Raw genomic sequence first — 17,487 nt, 5'->3', positions numbered from 1 at the left:
AGGAGAAGATGAACGTGCTTAATAAAAAACAAATCCAGATCTGTTTAGATGAAATGAAAAAGATGTTTCCAGATGCACATTGTGAATTGCGCCATGAAAACCCGTTTGAGTTAGTGATAGCAGTATTGCTTTCTGCTCAGTGTACAGATGCGTTAGTGAATAAAGTGACGAAGGGCCTTTTTGAAAAATATAAAACACCGCAGGATTATCTGGATGTCACTTTGGAACAACTGCAGCAGGACATCCGTTCGATCGGCCTGTATCGCAATAAAGCAAAAAATATCCAGAAACTGTGTGAGATTCTTCTGGAGGAACATGGGGGAGAGGTGCCTGAGGAGCATTCAGAACTGGTGAAACTTCCTGGAGTAGGGAGAAAGACGGCAAATGTTGTAGTGTCTGTAGCGTTTGGAGAACCTGCCCTGGCTGTGGATACGCATGTGGAGAGGGTAAGTAAACGCCTGGGAATATGCAGATGGAAAGACAGTGTCCTTGAAGTTGAAAAAACATTAATGAGAAAAATTCCGAGGGATGAATGGTCTGAAACGCACCATCGGTTGATTTTTTTCGGAAGGTACCATTGTAAAGCCCAGTCCCCGCAATGTGATGTTTGTCCTCTTCTGGATTTATGCAGGGAAGGCCAAAAAAGAATGAAGAAGAAGGAAAAGATATGAATTCTTCTCGTCTGAAAGTTCCCCAGCAGCTGGCAGATCATTATTTTTACACTGAAAATGACGTGGTTGTCTGCCTTGAACGATATTTGGATGAAGGTCATTTCTTTGCCTATGAAATGTTATTTTACAGTGGTGAAGAGGTGGTGCATCCGCCTTGGAATCATCGTAGAAAAATGGTGAAAGATGTTATAGCCGCATGGAATGAAGAAGAGGGGATCCTTATTGAATGCTTTAGATCCCGTGATAAATCTGTGCACCTTCATTTGAAAAAAGGAATTGCTTTATTTTACATGCTTCTGTTTTGGAGTAATTCGGTTCCTGTGGTTTTAAGAGATTGGCAGTACCACCTGGAAAATTTCTCAATTAAACCGGTAAATGCAGAAGAGAGGCTGTCATTCATCAGACAGAACCCCAAACTATATCATTCATTTGTACAGCTGAAGGAATTATTTCAGGAGCAGCATAAACAGATTGCAAAAGATATGGCCATCAATAAGACGATAAATAACGAAAAATAAGGCAGCCGGGAAACCCGTGCTGCCTTCATTGTTATTCTTATTGATTGAACAAGCCCGGGAAGGATGAATCACTGCTTGAACCAGAGCCACCGCTACCGGAGCCGCCTTCACCAGTGCCATCTCCGGTACCATCTCCGGTACCATCGCCCGTACCAGTACCGTCTCCTGTGCCATCACCGGTACCATCACCTGTTCCGGTTCCGTCGCCATCAGAAGGAGGATTATCTCCGTCTTCACCGCCGGTACTGCCATCATCTTCCTCTTGATCATTCCCGTTACCTTGTCCGTTACCCTGTCCGTTGCCATTTCCTTGACCTTGATCATTTTCCTGCTCATTGTCTTCTTCATCTTCTTCATCGTTTCCGCCTTTTACATCGACGTTCACAGTAGCAGGGTCACTTCGCTGATCATCTTTTATGGCGACAACTTCAAAGGTGAATGTGCCTGTGGATTGAATGTTCTCTACGTTCAAACCGGTTTTATCCGTGGTTGTGAGAACTTGTTTATCTGCACCGTTTATCAATACAGAAACTTCAAATGTTACATCATCTTTTTTCTTTTTGTCATAATCCCAAGATAGGGTAATCGTTTTATCTTTTTTATTGAATTTACCTTTCAAGCCTTTAGGTGCATCAAGTTTATCGAACTCTTTGGAAACCTTGGTAGGTTCTGTGCCTTTAACAAACAGTTCAGTCAGGATCTGATCATCAGGGGTGTAGTCACTCGGCAGTTTTGCCGGATTGCTTCCTTCTTCAACCTGAACTTCAACTACGCTTCCTGGCTTCTTGAAGTCTGCCGTGTCGACACCCTCATGAACATAGCTCATCAAGTCTTTTACGATAAATTGTGCAATGTGACGATCTGATGGGCTTAATGAGTATTTGTTTTGTTTATCGTATCCTGTCCATACAGCAGCTGTATAATTTGTGGTATAACCGACAAACCATGAATCAGGAGCGTGCGATTTAGGGATGCCATTTGCTTCCCTTGTTTCTTGGTCATAGTTGGTTGTTCCTGATTTCCCAGCCATAGGTAGACCTGGCACCTTCGCATAAGCACCTGTTCCTCTTGGATGATCGATAACGCTCTTCAGCATATCTGAAATCATATAGGCTGTGTATTCCTTCATAGCCGGTTCCGGTTTGTCATCGTGCTTGATTTCAGTCTCTCCATCACGAAGGACAACTTTTTTAACTGTGTGCGGCTTATTGTAAATACCTTCATTCCCAAACGGGGCATAGGCACCAGCCATTTGAACCGAGTTCATTCCCGGGGAAACCGCTCCAATGGAGGAGGATTCGTAATAATTGTCAAAGTCAAGACCAAGCCTGTTCACGAATTCCTCAGCTTTTTCCGGACCTACTTCCTGGAATGCTTTCAGGGCGGTCACGTTGCGTGAATCCCAAAGGGCCTCTCTCATCGTGATATCGCCTTTGTGTTTCAGGTCATAGTTGTTGATTTCAGTTCCATTTGAATATTTATAAGGTTCATCTTTCAGAATATGATAGGTAGACCATTTCAGATACTCGACAGCAGGACCGTAGTCAAGCAGGGGCTTGATTGTAGAACCTGGCTGGCGTTTCGTATCAATCGCATAGTTGAAACCGCGCTGTACTTCTTCTTCGGTATTTCTGCCTCCGCCTATAGCACGGATCTCACCGGTTTGAGTATCCATGAGAGTGATACCCGCCTGCATGATTCCGCCTTCCTGGTCAGGGTAAGAGAAGCTTGTCGCTTCGCCGGCCAGGATTTGTTCAACACGCTTCTGTGCATTGGTATCGAGGGTCGTATAGATCTTCAAACCATCCGAGAACAGGTTATAGTCACCCATTTTTTCGACTTCATCAATCACTGCATCCACATATGCAGGATACTTATTACCATTTTCTGCTTCCAGTTCTTCTTCGGAAACCAACCCTTCGGTGATCGGGATCTTTTGTGCCTCTTCTTTTTCTTTTTCACTGATTTTTCCATGCTGTGCCATTAGGGAAAGAACGATATTTCGTCTCTTCTCTGCACTTTCTGGATGTTTAAAAGGATTATAATTGTTTGGGCTTTGAGGCAGACCAGCAATCACGGCTGCTTCATGAAGCTTAATGTCTTCAATTTCCTTACCATAATAATAGTCTGCTGCAGTGGCCATACCGTGTATCCCTGCTGACATATATACTTTATTGAAATACATCTCAAAAATCTCTTCTTTTGTATATTCCTGCTCAAGTTTTAGAGCAAGCCATGCTTCCTGTGCTTTTCTTTTCAGCGTCTTATCAGGGCTGAGGAATGACCCTTTGATTACCTGCTGGGTAATGGTAGAGGCACCTTCCGATCCGAATCCGCCGGTAATATTGGCAATGACAGCACCGCCAAGGCGAATCAGGTCGATCCCGTTATGCTTATAAAAACGATTATCCTCTGTCGCCAAGACTGCGTCCTGCATTGTTTGAGGAATCTCATCAAAGTTAGCATATTCCCTATTTTCCTTCCCGACAGTAGTAATCAACTCGCCATTCATATCATAAATCTCTGACGCCACCGGGTCTTTCAATAACTTTTCATCAAGCTTCGGAGCACTGGATGCGTAGTAAGCAAACAATCCTGCACCAGCTAACATACCAATAATTCCTATAATAAATAAAGAAATGATAACACGTTTCACCATAGAGCCTTTTTTCGTTTTCTTTGTATTAGACTTCTGCTGGGCTAGACGTTTTTCTTCCCTTGACTTATATTGACCAGCCATTTTGTTTCCTCGCTTTCAATCTTCTGTCTTTTTAGTATTGTCTAAGTTTTAATTTATACTACTCTTTATGAGATAAACTATAGATTATCTCATTTTAGTCTAACTAAAAATATAACTGATGGACTATTTTTAAGTAATCGACCCGGGGATGGAGTCCCAAGGGGATTTTATAGCCCTTTTCCTCAATTTCTTCTTTCTTTATCGACTTTCTGCCCCCGTTAATCATCCGTTCCCAAAATATTTTCAATGCTTGGAAAGGTAGTAAGAATACTTCTTCCGTAAGTGAAAACCTCAGTAATACGAACGTGATGCCATCTTGCATATGGACACTTTCCATATGGGTGATTTGATGCTCGTGGAAATTCTGAAGGGGGAAGGACGTTTTGTTTTTTGTTTCCTTCGCTTCAAAATCTATATACCGGCTTTTATATACACCGTTATAGTCAGTGGTGGAGGGCTGCTTGAAGTAAGCCTCCTTGATTACAGCTGCACTCCGGGTCGGATAATGGACATCCACGATTTGGACTGGAGTGGGTTTTTTATGGATAACGGCTGTTTTGTGAACCAGGTAATATTGGTTGGTTTCATTGATATCCTCCTCTAACGTCATCCCCCGGTTGCTGTAGGAGACTTGTTTGACTTTCGGTTTATTAGAAGATGATTTCGTTTCAGTATACCGTTTTCCATTAGGATAATGGAATTTCATGGGAATGCACCTCGCAGACTAAACTATATCATAACAGAAACCACTCCATTTTGTGTGAATAATTCATTACAAATTCCTTAAGATATGACTAAAGGAGAAGAGGATTAAATGGATGAATTCACTAATACCTATCGCTTTTTACCCTTTATTACAGAATTTAAACGTAGACATGAATGGATTGATTTCATTCACCGTATCGTGAGTCATCACAATCAAGATAATATTACAAGAACTATCGCTTATCAAAGTTTTTACCTTCTTCATCCTGAGATCGAATGGTCGTTTCTTGCATCGATGGTTTCGAGGAACGCAGGCTGGAACATGACTGATTTAGAAGGGGAAACATTTAAGAGCCTGTTGACCCCCGAGACAAGAAAGAATCTCTTTATGACTTATGAAAGAGCGAATTGGTCCATATTTCAAGATGCTTTTCCTCAACTGCTTATCTATCACTATTCGACGTTATATAAGCAGAAAATGTTTCACTTGTTAGAGGATTTTCGTGTGTCTGCTTTTATGCAGGAAGAATGGAATCGTTTTTGGGATCACAGAAATGAAAGCAGATTGGTACAATCTCAAATTATTAATGAGCAGAACTTGATTCAGAAACCTGTGATTGAACATCCTATTTATAAAAAGAAAGTATTCCGTTCAGGTTTATTTTTTATAGAAGATCACCTTCATTTTTGTTCCGTTGTGTTTCCTTCCAAGGATGGGAAGCTCATCGGAGCAAGTGTTCACGATTTCAGGAAGTTGGATGAACGCATCAAATTAGGGAATATCCTTTATCAAATTTTATTTCATGACGATTACTATCGCTTTTTTTATGAATTTGCTTTGAAGGTGAACCCTACAGGATCAAGGGAGGATTATGAACGCTTTTGCGATCCTGCTCTCATTAGGACGAATACACCGTCACTCAAGAAGGTCTACGGAAAAATCGAACACCATTGGAACAACGAGGAAGATTGGTCATCTGTCACCCGGGTGAAGAAGGCATGGTATCGCAAACCCCACATTCCTGATGAGCCCTGTATGAAAAAATGGTTCTTTCATAAACAAAGACAATTAATGAGGGTGGCTAGGTTGAAGTCACTTATTATGAGATAAAAAAGAACTGCAGGCACATGGTAACTGCCTGCAGTTCTTATCTTCATCTTTTGCTTGTCGGGCCTGAACGAGCCGCCTCCGCTTTTGTATCATCCAGCTCCGGGGCTAAGAGGCTCGAGACATAAGTCAAACCGACCAAAAAGGCAAAGAACGCCTTTCCGGTCGATTCGTCTTATGCTAGTCGCCTCTGATCAAAGCCCCTCCGCTTTTGTATCATCCAGCTCCGGCGGCTAGGCCCTCGAGGTCATAAGCTAAATTGACCAGGAAGTCAAAAAAACGCCTTCCCAGCCAATTCATCTTATGCTTGTCGGGCCTGAACGAGCCGCCTCCGCTTTTGTATTACGTAGATGGTCTGTTTTCGCCTTCCAGTTTCGGATTGCCTTTTGATGCTTTCGTCTGGTGCTTGTTGGTATCAGTCGGTTGTTTTGAGTTTTTATTATTTTGTGATTTCATATGAACACCTCCGCTACTATTATTTGAGCTTTGATCTGTTTTATTCAACTGTCGAAAAATAATAGGGCGGTTGTCCTAAATTCACTTTCTTTGACGAAACGCTTCTAGTTTTGTCAGTGGGGAAGGGAAAGGATATTTAAAGAAGAATACCTTATATAAATCCAAAAAAGCCGGGGGGAAGAAGCATGCTTCCAAAACAAGATATTATGTTGAAATTAGCAGAAATTGAAGAAAGTTTAAATCAGCTTGAGCAAAGTGTGTATGATCGGATTTCAATGGAGGAAAAGGTTGAGGAATCGAAACTGGCTGAAAAAATTGAAGAACTAGAGGGGAAACTAGCTGCAGTGGAAAGCAGGGCAGAAACATTCATCAATAGAAGAGAACATGTATTTCTTGCCCAAAAGCTTGAATTATCATATAAGACGTCATAAACTTACTATTATAAGTAGCATTTTTGCTACTTTTTATTTTTGTCTTACGTTGGCTGGAGGTTGAAAATGGAACAGTTAATAAATGTGACTCGAGAGTTGTTAGCATCAGTCGATGAGATGATGAACGAATATAAAAAAAGGCGGGAAACAGGAGAAAAAGGTGACTTCTATATTGAAGTAAAACCGTTTGCAGATAAAGTAAAAGAATTCAATGATAACTGGAAGGAGCTCTCACTCGAGTGGATCAAAAAAGATCGTCCAAAACACCTTCACTTACCGCAGGTCATGAATACATACGACAATATTGAAATGCTTTCCGTGCACTGTTTCTTTCCTGAATCCAGTTATAACCGCTTTATCAGTCATCATCAATCTGTTCGCTATGTGCTGAATACCACTCTTGATGAACTAAAAAGCTAAATAAAGGGCTTCCCTCGGGGAGCCCTTTTGCATGTATTCATTTGTTACAGGGTGGGAACTGCACGATCACAGCTTAGACTGATTTGCCTTACTAGCTCTTTGTAGTCTTGCAGAGAAATTTCATTTGAAATGTATAGTTTCTTTGTCAACGTAAGAAGCTCCAGGCCATCGGCTGTCTTGTACTGCTTCTGATTCTCGTACTTTTTTAACAATTCACTAAAGTTCATACTAATTCCTCCCAATACATTCATTTTAAGGCAGGCAACCTTCTATCATTATCCTAACATAGAAAGCCTTTTCTTTAAGTTGTTAGAATAATGTAACTTCCGACATTTTTTGAGGGTTTGTCGAAAGAAAATGCTGGGTTCTTTCACCATAAGGGGCATTCTCTCATACTGTGTAGTAACCGTATTAATGTAAGGGGGGTTAGTATGAATTCACATCGTTATCGTCACCGCTATCAGAATTATTATCCTTATCCATATCCCAATCCGTCCACTCATCAATTGGTTCAAATGGGCAATTATCAAATGCAGGGAGAAGGTCAGTATTATTCACCGCCCTTCCATTATTCTCCCGAACCCGTGCGACCAAACGGACAAATGACCCAAGTGGGTTATACGAATCCATATTTTGAAAATCCTCTTCAACATGAAGAATATAACCCTTATCAAATGAAGGCGATGCAGCAGCAGAACTATGCGAATCCTTATCCGAAAGCATCATTCATGGCAAAAAAATCAAATTCTGGAATGGGCACGATCATGAACTCTTTCAAGTCCCAGGATGGTTCATTTGACTTCAATAAAGTGATGAATACAGCAGGTCAGATGATGGGTACAGTGAATCAAGTGTCTTCACTTGTGAAGGGCCTCGGAGGAATGTTCAAGTTTTAAGCGTATGAAAAGAGCAGCTGAAATTTAGCTGCTCTTTTTCATGGGAGTGACGCGTGTAATCGATATCGGAAGGTGCCGCATCAATCAATGCTTATCTTTCTGCCTGTTTGTTTCTCAACTTTAATTTGTAATAAGCCGTCTTTATATGAAGCTTTCACATCTTTTTCATTTACCACGGTTGGAAATGGGATGGTCCGGCTGCTCCTGTTCATGGATTGTTTTCTTTTGATTACTTGATTCTTTTCATTTTCCTCGGAATAGAGTTCCATATTAGAGACTGAAATCGTGACAAAGTTAGGGAATACCTCCAGATTGATTTGTTCCTTTTTTACACCGGGAAGCTCAGCGGTTATCAGGTAATAATCCTCATGTTCGTTGAAATCGACTGGGAAGGAATTGAAAGGGTTGGAAGCAGATGAAAAGAAATCATCTATACTCTGCAGCATTCCCCTCATCGGCTTTTCATGAAAGAATTCATTCATTGACTGCATCAGGTCACCAAACCCTTTTTTCTTAGATGAATCATTTGAAAAATGACTATTCATGGATGGAATCTCCTTTCGGGACGGATCTTTTCATATTAATGTATGAACTCTAAAGGCAAGTGTGCCTATCTCGGTTGTTTAAAATCTTGCCAGGGAGGAAACATATAAGCAAAATCCACTAAGGGGGAAATGGTTATGGAAAAGCAGCATGTTGGAGATTTTGATTTAGCTTTTCAAGATCGCGGTGAAGGGAAAGAGACGGTCATTCTTCTTCATGGTTTTTGCGGGAGCTCTGCCTATTGGAAAGAGGTAGTTCCTTTACTTGATTCCTCCCGTGTCATCACAATCGACCTTAGAGGTCACGGCCAATCCGGGATAAATGATTCAGCATTCGGTATAGAGGATATGGCAAAGGATATTCACTATTTTATGGATCAGAAACAGTTGGATAATGTTTATCTATTCGGTCATTCATTAGGTGGATATGTGACTCTTGCCGTTGCGGATTTATTTGGGGAAACTTTAAAAGGATACGGACTCATTCATTCCACTGCTCTCGCTGACAATGATGAAGCAAAGGAAAATCGCTTGAAGGCGATCGAAGTAATCAAAGAAAATGGTCTTAGCACATTTGTAAATGAACTGGCGCCAAAGCTGTTCAACCCCGACAAGATGAATGACCTGACAGATAAGATTCAGCTCACCAAAGATATTGGATATGAAACCAGCCCGGTCGGAGCCATTGAAACACTGAAGGCAATGAGGAACAGAATAGATCGTTCCAACGTAATTAAGAACAGCAATATCCCCGTTCTGCTTGTAGCGGGCGAACATGACCAAATCATCCCAAAACAAAAAGTCTTCCAGGCAGAATCATCCCATACGCACACTAAAGTCCTGACAGATTCGGGCCACATGGGTTTATTAGAAGAACCTGAAATGCTTGCTTATATTCTGAAAGAATTTATTAACTCCAAATAAAAAGTATGTTTAATCCGTTCCAGCAGTTGATTGGAGTGCAAGACTCCTGCGGGGAAAGTAGCTTATGTGAGACCCCGCAGGCTTGACGAGGAGGCTCACGGGCTACCCGCGGAAAGCGAAGTCTTGCACGGAAATCAACTGCGGTGATTAATAACGAATGAAAATGATTTTCCGGCGAAATCACGCCGGTTTTTTTATTTTTACATTCGAACATAGATTCGATAAAATAGAATCTAGAGGTGAAGATGATGTTCAGAAAGAATAACCTTCAGGACTTAATCGAGCAATTCAAGAAAGACGAACAATTCAATAAACAAATCATACATTGGCATACAATAGATGAAAAACCAGCAACGTTCACAGATATTCCGGAAGGGATTGATGAACGGATAAAGAACGCTTTAAAAGTAAGGGGAATAGAAAAGCTATACAGCCATCAGCATGAAGCATTTCAACTGGCGATGAAAGGGAAGAGCTTCACGGCAGTGACACCTACTGCTTCAGGTAAAACCTTGTGTTATAACCTGCCCGTTTTACAAACGATCATGGAAGATCCCAATGCCAGGGCACTATATATCTTTCCGACAAAAGCTCTTGCCCAGGACCAGAAAAGCGAGCTGAATGAAATCATCTCTGAAGCTGGTGCGTTCATCAATAGTTATACATACGACGGGGATACATCCGCTAATATCAGGCAGAAGGTCAGGAAAGCCGGACATATCGTGATCACAAATCCGGATATGCTTCACTCTGCTATCCTTCCGCATCATACAAAATGGGTTTCCTTATTTGAAAACCTAAAATATGTGATCATCGATGAACTACATATTTATAGGGGGGTATTCGGTTCACACGTGAGCAATGTCATAAGAAGGCTCAAAAGGATCTGCGAGTTTTATGGAGCGTCACCTGTATTCATTTGTACTTCGGCAACCATTGCCAACCCAAAAGAATTATCGGAACACCTTACAGGTTCGGAGATGGAGCTGATTGATAATAACGGGGCTCCGAGCGCAAAGAAGCATTTTGTTTTCTACAATCCCCCGATCGTCAATAAACCTTTAAACATAAGAAGAAGCGCAACTCTGGAAGTGAGGAGGATTGCAGGGGAGCTGTTAAAGAATAAAATCCAGACCATTGTGTTCGCCCGGAGCCGGGTTAGAGTGGAAATCATCCTGACCTATTTACAAGAATTAGTCAAAAGCCAATTGGGAGCTAAATCGATCCGCGGATACAGGGGCGGTTACCTCCCTACCCAGAGGCGGGAAATTGAGAAAGGGTTACGTTCAGGAGAGATTTATGGAGTGGTCAGTACCAATGCACTCGAATTGGGTGTGGATATCGGCCAGCTGCAGGTATGTATCATGACTGGCTATCCTGGGACCATTGCAAGTGCCTGGCAGCAGGCAGGTAGAGCAGGCAGGAGGCATGGTGAATCACTAGTGATCATGGTGGCAAGTTCCAGTCCGCTGGATCAGTTCATCATCGATCACCCTGACTATTTCTTTGATCAAACACCTGAAACAGCAAGGATCAATCCTGATAACTTAATCATCCTGATTGATCACCTTAAATGTGCTGCATATGAACTTCCTTTCAAAGATGGGGAACAATTCGGTTCCCATGATGTGGAGGATATTCTTGAATTTTTGGCAGAAGAAAAACTCCTGCATAAGAATGGGGAAAAATGGTACTGGATGAATGATGTGTTCCCTGCCCACAATATCAGCCTTCGATCCGCTTCCCAGGAAAATGTAATTATTATCGATCAAACCGATATTGCGGCAGTAAAAGTGATCGGGGAGATGGATCGGTTTTCTGCCATGACCCTGCTGCATGATGAAGCCATATACTTACATCAGGGAATTCAATTTCAGGTGGAGAAGCTGGATTGGGAAGAAAAGAAAGCTTTTGTTAGAGAGGTGGATGTTGATTATTTTACAGATGCCAATTTAGCCGTTCAGCTTCGTGTCCTGGAAACGGACAAGGAACGAAGCACTGATTCTTGTGATATTGCCTATGGTGATGTCACAGTCCAGGCAATGGCTACGATCTTTAAAAAAATCAAGTTCGATACACATGAAAACATCGGTTCAGGCCCGATTCACCTTCCCGAGGAAGAACTCCATACCAACTCCAGCTGGATCTCTCTAAGTGACAGTTCTTCTTTCACTCAAGAACGTTTGGAAGAAGGCTTGATAGGAGCTGCCCAAAGTTTAAAGTCCATCATTCCGCTTTATGTTATGTGCGACCCGAGTGATATTTTTGTCGTGCCTCAGGTGAAAGCGGCCCATAATGATAAACCGACCATTTTCATTTATGACAGATATCCAGGCGGAATCGGATTAAGTGAAAAAGTATATGAGCAAATCGAGAAGGTTCTTTCTGAAGCCGGAAGATTGATTGAAAGCTGTCCTTGTCAAACTGGTTGTCCATCGTGTATCGGAACCGAACATTCCATGAAAACGGCAAAAGCTGATACATTAAAGCTGCTTGCTTTATTCCATGATGGGAGAAAGGGGGGAGAAAGTGTCTCTTAAAAACAAACTGAACAGAATGAAAAAGCACATCGTAAGGGAAGATGCAGAGGTTGATAAGGAAACGGTAAAAATGATTGATATGGCGAATACTGATCTCCCTCACAAAGAAACGTGGAAAGAACATGGGACTACCACTTACTTTGTCGATGATGATTATTGCCTGGTAAGGGAAAAGAGATACCCACTTCACCATAAGCATGGCAACTATCAATTTCAAGATCTCTTGAAATCAGTTGCCGCCTGGCAGAATTTTAACGGAACTCATCCATTGTCTTCTAAAGGACTGTCCCCCGAGGACCTGTTTTTCTTTGACACGGAAACTACGGGACTTGGAGGCGGAGTGGGCAATACGATTTTTTTGCTTGGGCATGGAAGGGTTGAAGGAGATGAAGTGGTGATCACACAGCATTTTCTACCGCAACCGGGAAGTGAAATCCCGCTTTATCACAGTTTTTTGAAGACGGTTGATTATAATACGCTTGTCACGTATAACGGTAAAGCATTTGACTGGCCGCAGGTCAAAACCAGGCACACCCTTATAAAGGAACATGTTCCCAAACTTCCGTCTTTTGGGCATTTTGATTTATACCATGGATCGAGAAGACTTTTTAAACATAATATGGACTCAGTGAAATTGATTAACGTTGAAAAGAAAGTCCTTGATTTTGAAAGAGTGGATGATGTGCCCGGGTATCTAGCACCGATGATTTATTTTGATTTCATAGAGAGAAGGGATCCGGAGGGCATCCTAAAGGTGATGGAGCATAACGAGCTTGATATTCTTTCATTGATCACTTTATATACTCACCTGACATTTCAGCTTCTTGAGGTTTCAAAATCCTCCACTGAGCAGGAGACATTCGAAGCAGGCAGATGGCTAGAATACACAGGTAATGAGAAAATGGCGAAAGAACGCTTTGAACATATAGTGAATGAGAGAGGCGGGCAGCATCATGCATCGGTCCATCATCTTGCTTTAAGGTATAAAAAAGATAAGGAATTCGATAAGGCGTCCGCTCTATGGGAAGGGATCGACGACGATTGTCCCATCGAGATTAAAGTGATCGTATTGGAAGAATTGGCGAAAATCTATGAACATAAACGTAAGGATTATGATAAAGCATTGGAAAAATGCCTGGAACTCGAGGAGCTTCTTCATAATATCGGTTCCAGCGGCGGGAAGAAGGCGAAACGGCTGGAACAGCTTTATAATCGGATGAATCGAGTGAGTTCAAAGATCGACAGGAAGAAATTAACTTGATTTGAAGCACTTTCTTGAATCTAGTAAAATATCGTAAATTTATGGTCCAATCTCCTTATTTATATATTGAGAATTTTCACAAGTAGTTGTAAAATGAATAATTGTGTGGAAATTATTTATATTTAGATAGGATGATGAAAATGAACCGTGCGATCTTAATTTTATTCTTTGTCGTCATTGGTTTAACGGCGTTTTTCTTTTCGAATTATTCTGAGACTTTATATAGCTTCATGTAATGGAAAAGTTGGATTGACCTTTTACAAAAATCAATCCTAATCTCCATTAATAAAAATAGGTATTTTCATTAGTACATGTTCTCTGACCTTTTCATAGGCTATTAATGTATCAATTACATGATGAAAGGAGAACATGACTATGTTTTGTAGACCAAGACCCAGTAAAGTGCTTCCAGCAGTTATGCACCCTGCAAAAAATTGTGTAAACCAGACGTTCACTACCTATGAGGTGCCGCATATTCACCCACAGCATACAACTACAGTAAACAATATCCAATATCAGCATAAGCACTATTTCCCTCAAACACAATCAGCAGTTGACAGTGTGACGAATCAGCAGTTTAACTGCGGCGGCGGCCCTGGCGGACCCGGTGGACCAGGACCTGGCCCTGGCGGACCAGGAGGCCCAGGATTTGGCCCTGGTGGCCCGGGAGGCCCAGGATTTGGACCGCGTCCCCGTCCGCCTTTTGGACTTTACTAATTAGTATGGATATAGCTTAATAAAGGAATACAGGGTGACTTCAAGATTCTTCAAGAAGGCTTTTTTCATGGGTAAGAGAGGAAATAAGGCCGGATGCGGTGGAGGATCACTTGGAGTCACCCTCCTTATTTATTCAAGTGTTTAAGATGCTTTTCAGCTCTCGTGTATTCCACTTATTTTACTCATATTAAACATGTACGCAGCAGATCATAATATTGAAAAGAACGTTTGGTCAAAATGTGCTACAATAGAGTGTAAAGAATAGGGCAAACTAAATATGTCCTTAGCTTACTTATCATGAACCTTTGAAAAGGAGTTTTGCTTTTTGAGCAAGGTTGCATGCTTAACAGGTTATAAATCCTTTGAGCTCGGAATTTTTAAGCAAGACGATAAAGCCATTTACTACATAAAACAGGCATTGAAAAAAGAGCTGCTCTCCTTGCTGGAAGAGGATCTGGAGTGGGTGACGATCAGTGGCCAGCTAGGTGTAGAGTTATGGGGAGCCGAAGTGGTTTTCGAACTACAGGAAGAATATCCAGAACTAAAGCTCGCAGTACTGACCCCATTCCTTAACCAGGAAGAAAATTGGAACGAAAATAATAAAGAGTACTATGAAATGATTCTTTCTCAGGCAGATTTTGTAGACTCCGTGTCGAAGGATCCATATAAGAGTCCACAGCAATTTAGAAACCGAAATCTTTTATTCCTAAATAAAAGTCAATATCTGATTGTGTTATACGACGAAGAAAAGGAAGGCTCCCCTAAATATTTTTATCAGGAAGCAAGAAGGTATCAGGAGAGCAATCCTCACTTTGAAATCAGGGCTATTTCATTTAATGATCTGCAATGGGTTGTGGAAGAGGAACAGTGGAGGAATGAGTAACCGATAAACCTGCTTTACACGAGAATATACATTATACGTTTCATACTCCCTTTAAAATTATTTGACAAAACGAAGGTAATTTGAAAAAATGAAAAAGATTAACATAGAGGTGAATACAATGATTTCAGAAAAAGTGAAATTAACAGCCAAAGATATTCTGGAAAAAGAATTCAAGAGTGGAATGAGAGGCTATAAGCCTGAAGATGTAGATAAGTTCCTTGATCTGATTATTAAAGATTATGAAACGTTTCATCAGGAAATAGAAGAACTTCAACAGGAAAACCTGCGCTTGAAGAAACAGGTCGAAGGTGCAAGCAAGCGACCCGCCGCACAGCCTCAGGCCTCAGGCACAACCAACTTTGATATTCTCAAACGATTATCGAATCTTGAAAAACATGTGTTTGGGAATAAGCTTTACGATTGATTTTTTCAAGACTGAAACGACATGAATTTCCAGTTGAAATAAACAAGATATTCATTTATAATTAGTAATTGCTGATCCTTAATAGCGTTTGGGTAATCGCTGCAGCTTACAGCTGTAGAGGAAAGTCCATGCTCGCACGGTGCTGAGATGCCCGTAGTGTTCGTGCCTAGCCAATTCATAAGCTAGGGCAGCTCAAATATGAGTTGACGGCAGGGAAAATGCCTAAGTCCTTATGGATATGGCATGACTACCTTGAAAGTGCCACAGTGACGAAGTCCTGTTAGAAATGACAGGAGTGGAACGAGGTAAACCCCACGAGCGAGAAACCCAAATTTGGTAGGGGAACCCTTTCGGAGGAAACGAACGAAGGAAGGGACAAAGGTATATCCTTTGTAGATAGATGATTACCACCTGAGTACGAGATGATAAGTCGCTTGCAGTACAAAGGAACAAAACATGGCTTACAGAGCGCTATTTCTGGAGAAGACAATCATTTTTGACTACAAACCCAAGTGACTGATACATTCAGGTAATACATTACCTTTGGTATCAGTCCTTTTTATTTTTTTGTTATTTCATATGGCTCTTTTTAAATGTCGAAAATATCTCTCATTAGAAAAGCGGCCTATTATTTACATAAAATTGATTATAATAATAGTAAGTATAGAGACGGACGAGGTGTAATAGATGGGTACATATACATTAATTGCCACTGCAGCCATGGGCCTGGAGGCAATCGTAGCAAGAGAAGTGAAGGACTTGGGATATGAATGCCAAGTAGAAAATGGAAAGGTCATGTTCAAAGGTGACGAAACGGCCATTGCAAGAGCGAATATGTGGCTTCGTACGGCTGACCGTATCAAGATCCTGGTAGGGGAATTCAAGGCTTATTCCTTTGATGAACTGTTTGAAAATACAAAAAAACTTCCATGGGAAAATTACCTGCCGGAAGATGCAGAATTCCCTGTGCAAGGAAAGTCTGTCAAATCAAAGCTTTACAGTGTTCCTGATTGTCAGGCGATCGTGAAGAAAGCCATAGTTGAAAAATTAAGGAAAGCGTATAAGCGGACCTCCTGGCTGGATGAAACAGGTCCACTGTATAAAATTGAAGTTGCCATCCATAAAGACACAGCCAGCATCACATTGGATACAAGCGGGCAGGGCCTTCACAAAAGAGGATACAGAATCGGACAAGGGGAGGCTCCCCTTAAAGAAACGCTTGCTGCAGCACTTATTAAATTGACTACCTGGAATCCTGACCGGCCTTTTCTTGATCCTTTCTGCGGTTCGGGTACGATCCCCATTGAAGCAGCACTGATTGGACAGAACATCGCTCCTGGTTTCAATAGGGAATTTCTTTCAGAAAACTGGTCCTTTTTTTCTGATGATATTTGGGATAAAGCACGTATGGAAGCTGAAGATCTGGCCAATTATGACCAGCCTCTTGAAATAATCGGGACTGATATAGACCACAGGATGGTTAATGTTTCTAAAGAAAATGCTCTCGAGGCTGGACTGGGAGATCTTGTGAAATTCAAACAGATGCAAGTGAAAGATTTTACAACGGACCTTGAGTACGGAGTGGTCGTCGGTAATCCTCCTTATGGGGAAAGGCTGGGGGAACGACCAGAGGTAGAAAAGATGTACAAAGAAATGGGACAGGCATTCCAGAAATTGGATACTTGGTCTGTTTATATGCTGACTTCCCATGAAGATTTCGAACAGTTCTATGGAAAACCTGCCACGAAGAAGCGCAAGCTCTTTAACGGTTTCATCCGGACTGATTATTATCAGTATTGGGGACCCCGTCCTCCGAGAAAAGATAAGGGTGAATGATAACACCAAGAATTTAGCCGAAGAATAGAATATTTTCACCTCTCCCTGCGTATAATAGTGCTATCATTTTCAGGGGAGTGAAAAGAGGATGGAACATTCTCTAACGGATTATCAAAAAATTTATCAGGCATTGGAAGGTTCCTTATCATCCATTTCCATGGATGAAGATGGCACTGATACCATACATGAAAGCTTGATGAATGCAAAGGTCAATCTAAACAAAGCATTTCAATATGAACTGCTCAGACAAAATAGAATATACGATTGATACCAGGGACACTCCATACAAATGGCAATATCCCCTCTGTATGGAGTGTTTCTTTTTTTTGTCCGGATATATGGATTCTAAATAGAGCAATTCTCTTCCGGCAGCCGAATGAAATTAGTAGATTAACAGTATAGCGGGATGCAGGAG

At 41.4% G+C, this 17,487-nt stretch carries 18 protein-coding genes and 1 other RNA gene; 15 read left to right on the top strand and 4 right to left on the bottom strand.

The features are described from left to right. The first annotated feature begins 14 nt into the window (after positions 1–14). Complete coding sequence (gene nth, locus ACUXV2_RS11790) at positions 15–671, top strand: endonuclease III (protein WP_446243402.1); 657 nt, start codon at positions 15–17, stop codon at positions 669–671. Further along, positions 668–1,189, top strand: a complete 522-nt coding sequence (locus ACUXV2_RS11785; RefSeq protein ID WP_446243401.1) for a YpoC family protein — start codon at positions 668–670, stop codon at positions 1,187–1,189. Before nth ends, ACUXV2_RS11785 begins: the two co-directional genes overlap by 4 nt. Positions 1,190–1,226: 37 nt before the next feature. On the opposite strand, the gene ACUXV2_RS11780 is transcribed toward ACUXV2_RS11785, so the two are convergent. Then, positions 1,227–3,929 (bottom strand): transglycosylase domain-containing protein, encoded by a 2,703-nt coding sequence (locus ACUXV2_RS11780; RefSeq protein ID WP_446243400.1) that lies wholly within the window; start codon positions 3,927–3,929, stop codon positions 1,227–1,229. A gap of 103 nt (positions 3,930–4,032) precedes the next feature. Next, on the bottom strand, positions 4,033–4,635 hold the full coding sequence (gene recU / locus ACUXV2_RS11775) for a Holliday junction resolvase RecU (RefSeq protein WP_446243399.1): 603 nt from the start codon (positions 4,633–4,635) through the stop codon (positions 4,033–4,035). Positions 4,636–4,743: 108 nt separating this feature from the next. On the opposite strand from recU, the gene ACUXV2_RS11770 reads away from it, so the two are divergent. From ACUXV2_RS11770 to ACUXV2_RS11760, 3 genes are all read left to right on the top strand, one after another. Next, complete coding sequence (locus ACUXV2_RS11770) at positions 4,744–5,745, top strand: DUF2515 family protein (protein ID WP_446243398.1); 1,002 nt, start codon at positions 4,744–4,746, stop codon at positions 5,743–5,745. 638 nt (positions 5,746–6,383) lie between these two features. Continuing rightward, the gene (locus ACUXV2_RS11765; protein WP_446243397.1) at positions 6,384–6,629 is read left to right on the top strand and encodes a hypothetical protein; all 246 of its coding nucleotides are present in this window, start codon (positions 6,384–6,386) and stop codon (positions 6,627–6,629) included. A 66-nt stretch (positions 6,630–6,695) separates the two neighbouring features. Continuing rightward, on the top strand, positions 6,696–7,049 hold the full coding sequence (locus ACUXV2_RS11760) for a YppE family protein (RefSeq protein ID WP_446243396.1): 354 nt from the start codon (positions 6,696–6,698) through the stop codon (positions 7,047–7,049). A gap of 44 nt (positions 7,050–7,093) precedes the next feature. Here ACUXV2_RS11760 and yppF read toward each other — a convergent pair whose 3' ends face one another. Further along, positions 7,094–7,276 carry a YppF family protein gene (gene yppF, locus ACUXV2_RS11755; protein ID WP_446243395.1) on the bottom strand — a complete coding sequence of 61 codons (183 nt, stop codon included), beginning with the start codon at positions 7,274–7,276 and terminating at the stop codon, positions 7,094–7,096. Between the two features lie 204 nt (positions 7,277–7,480). On the opposite strand from yppF, the gene ACUXV2_RS11750 reads away from it, so the two are divergent. After that, positions 7,481–7,945, top strand: coding sequence for a YppG family protein (locus ACUXV2_RS11750; RefSeq protein WP_446243394.1), 465 nt, complete (start codon positions 7,481–7,483; stop codon positions 7,943–7,945). Between the two features lie 80 nt (positions 7,946–8,025). On the opposite strand, the gene ACUXV2_RS11745 is transcribed toward ACUXV2_RS11750, so the two are convergent. Then, positions 8,026–8,490 (bottom strand): Hsp20/alpha crystallin family protein, encoded by a 465-nt coding sequence (locus ACUXV2_RS11745; protein ID WP_446243393.1) that lies wholly within the window; start codon positions 8,488–8,490, stop codon positions 8,026–8,028. 135 nt (positions 8,491–8,625) lie between these two features. On the opposite strand from ACUXV2_RS11745, the gene ACUXV2_RS11740 reads away from it, so the two are divergent. From ACUXV2_RS11740 to ACUXV2_RS11700, 9 genes are all read left to right on the top strand, one after another. Continuing rightward, the gene (locus ACUXV2_RS11740) at positions 8,626–9,411 is read left to right on the top strand and encodes an alpha/beta fold hydrolase (RefSeq protein ID WP_446243392.1); all 786 of its coding nucleotides are present in this window, start codon (positions 8,626–8,628) and stop codon (positions 9,409–9,411) included. A gap of 248 nt (positions 9,412–9,659) precedes the next feature. Next, positions 9,660–11,951, top strand: coding sequence for a DEAD/DEAH box helicase (locus ACUXV2_RS11735; protein ID WP_446243391.1), 2,292 nt, complete (start codon positions 9,660–9,662; stop codon positions 11,949–11,951). Beyond that, the gene (locus ACUXV2_RS11730) at positions 11,941–13,212 is read left to right on the top strand and encodes a ribonuclease H-like domain-containing protein (protein WP_446243390.1); all 1,272 of its coding nucleotides are present in this window, start codon (positions 11,941–11,943) and stop codon (positions 13,210–13,212) included. The genes ACUXV2_RS11735 and ACUXV2_RS11730 overlap by 11 nt, the downstream gene beginning before the upstream one ends. Before the next feature lie 375 nt (positions 13,213–13,587). Beyond that, complete coding sequence (locus ACUXV2_RS11725) at positions 13,588–13,929, top strand: CotD family spore coat protein (RefSeq protein ID WP_446243389.1); 342 nt, start codon at positions 13,588–13,590, stop codon at positions 13,927–13,929. Positions 13,930–14,254: 325 nt separating this feature from the next. Further along, entirely contained in the window at positions 14,255–14,812 is a 558-nt protein-coding gene (locus tag ACUXV2_RS11720) for an SLOG family protein (RefSeq protein ID WP_446243388.1), read from the top strand. Positions 14,813–14,930: 118 nt separating this feature from the next. After that, positions 14,931–15,236, top strand: coding sequence for a cell division regulator GpsB (gpsB, locus tag ACUXV2_RS11715; protein WP_446247059.1), 306 nt, complete (start codon positions 14,931–14,933; stop codon positions 15,234–15,236). An 84-nt stretch (positions 15,237–15,320) separates the two neighbouring features. Further along, an RNA gene (rnpB, locus tag ACUXV2_RS11710) (RNase P RNA component class B) lies at positions 15,321–15,705 on the top strand. A 218-nt stretch (positions 15,706–15,923) separates the two neighbouring features. Then, on the top strand, positions 15,924–17,072 hold the full coding sequence (locus tag ACUXV2_RS11705; RefSeq protein WP_446243387.1) for a THUMP domain-containing class I SAM-dependent RNA methyltransferase: 1,149 nt from the start codon (positions 15,924–15,926) through the stop codon (positions 17,070–17,072). 88 nt (positions 17,073–17,160) lie between these two features. Then, a complete protein-coding gene (locus ACUXV2_RS11700) occupies positions 17,161–17,340 on the top strand; it encodes a hypothetical protein (protein WP_446243386.1) in 180 nt (59 codons plus the stop codon). Positions 17,341–17,487 lie beyond the last annotated feature (147 nt).

The sequence above is a fragment of the Rossellomorea sp. NS-SX7 genome (assembly GCF_052828565.1).
This window is presented reverse-complemented; position numbering and strand designations above follow the sequence as displayed.

Excerpts from the sequence above, each read along its gene's own strand:
- ACUXV2_RS11750 (WP_446243394.1), top strand. The coding sequence starts at position 7,481 with ATGAATTCACATCGTTATCGTCACCGCTATCAGAATTATTATCCTTAT.
- ACUXV2_RS11765 (WP_446243397.1), top strand. The coding sequence starts at position 6,384 with ATGCTTCCAAAACAAGATATTATGTTGAAATTAGCAGAAATTGAAGAA.
- ACUXV2_RS11700 (WP_446243386.1), top strand. The coding sequence starts at position 17,161 with ATGGAACATTCTCTAACGGATTATCAAAAAATTTATCAGGCATTGGAA.
- gpsB (WP_446247059.1), top strand. The coding sequence starts at position 14,931 with ATGATTTCAGAAAAAGTGAAATTAACAGCCAAAGATATTCTGGAAAAA.
- ACUXV2_RS11785 (WP_446243401.1), top strand. The coding sequence starts at position 668 with ATGAATTCTTCTCGTCTGAAAGTTCCCCAGCAGCTGGCAGATCATTAT.
- ACUXV2_RS11745 (WP_446243393.1), bottom strand. The coding sequence starts at position 8,490 with ATGAATAGTCATTTTTCAAATGATTCATCTAAGAAAAAAGGGTTTGGT.
- ACUXV2_RS11740 (WP_446243392.1), top strand. The coding sequence starts at position 8,626 with ATGGAAAAGCAGCATGTTGGAGATTTTGATTTAGCTTTTCAAGATCGC.
- ACUXV2_RS11725 (WP_446243389.1), top strand. The coding sequence starts at position 13,588 with ATGTTTTGTAGACCAAGACCCAGTAAAGTGCTTCCAGCAGTTATGCAC.
- ACUXV2_RS11735 (WP_446243391.1), top strand. The coding sequence starts at position 9,660 with ATGTTCAGAAAGAATAACCTTCAGGACTTAATCGAGCAATTCAAGAAA.
- ACUXV2_RS11780 (WP_446243400.1), bottom strand. The coding sequence starts at position 3,929 with ATGGCTGGTCAATATAAGTCAAGGGAAGAAAAACGTCTAGCCCAGCAG.
- ACUXV2_RS11705 (WP_446243387.1), top strand. The coding sequence starts at position 15,924 with ATGGGTACATATACATTAATTGCCACTGCAGCCATGGGCCTGGAGGCA.
- ACUXV2_RS11770 (WP_446243398.1), top strand. The coding sequence starts at position 4,744 with ATGGATGAATTCACTAATACCTATCGCTTTTTACCCTTTATTACAGAA.
- ACUXV2_RS11760 (WP_446243396.1), top strand. The coding sequence starts at position 6,696 with ATGGAACAGTTAATAAATGTGACTCGAGAGTTGTTAGCATCAGTCGAT.
- yppF (WP_446243395.1), bottom strand. The coding sequence starts at position 7,276 with ATGAACTTTAGTGAATTGTTAAAAAAGTACGAGAATCAGAAGCAGTAC.
- recU (WP_446243399.1), bottom strand. The coding sequence starts at position 4,635 with ATGAAATTCCATTATCCTAATGGAAAACGGTATACTGAAACGAAATCA.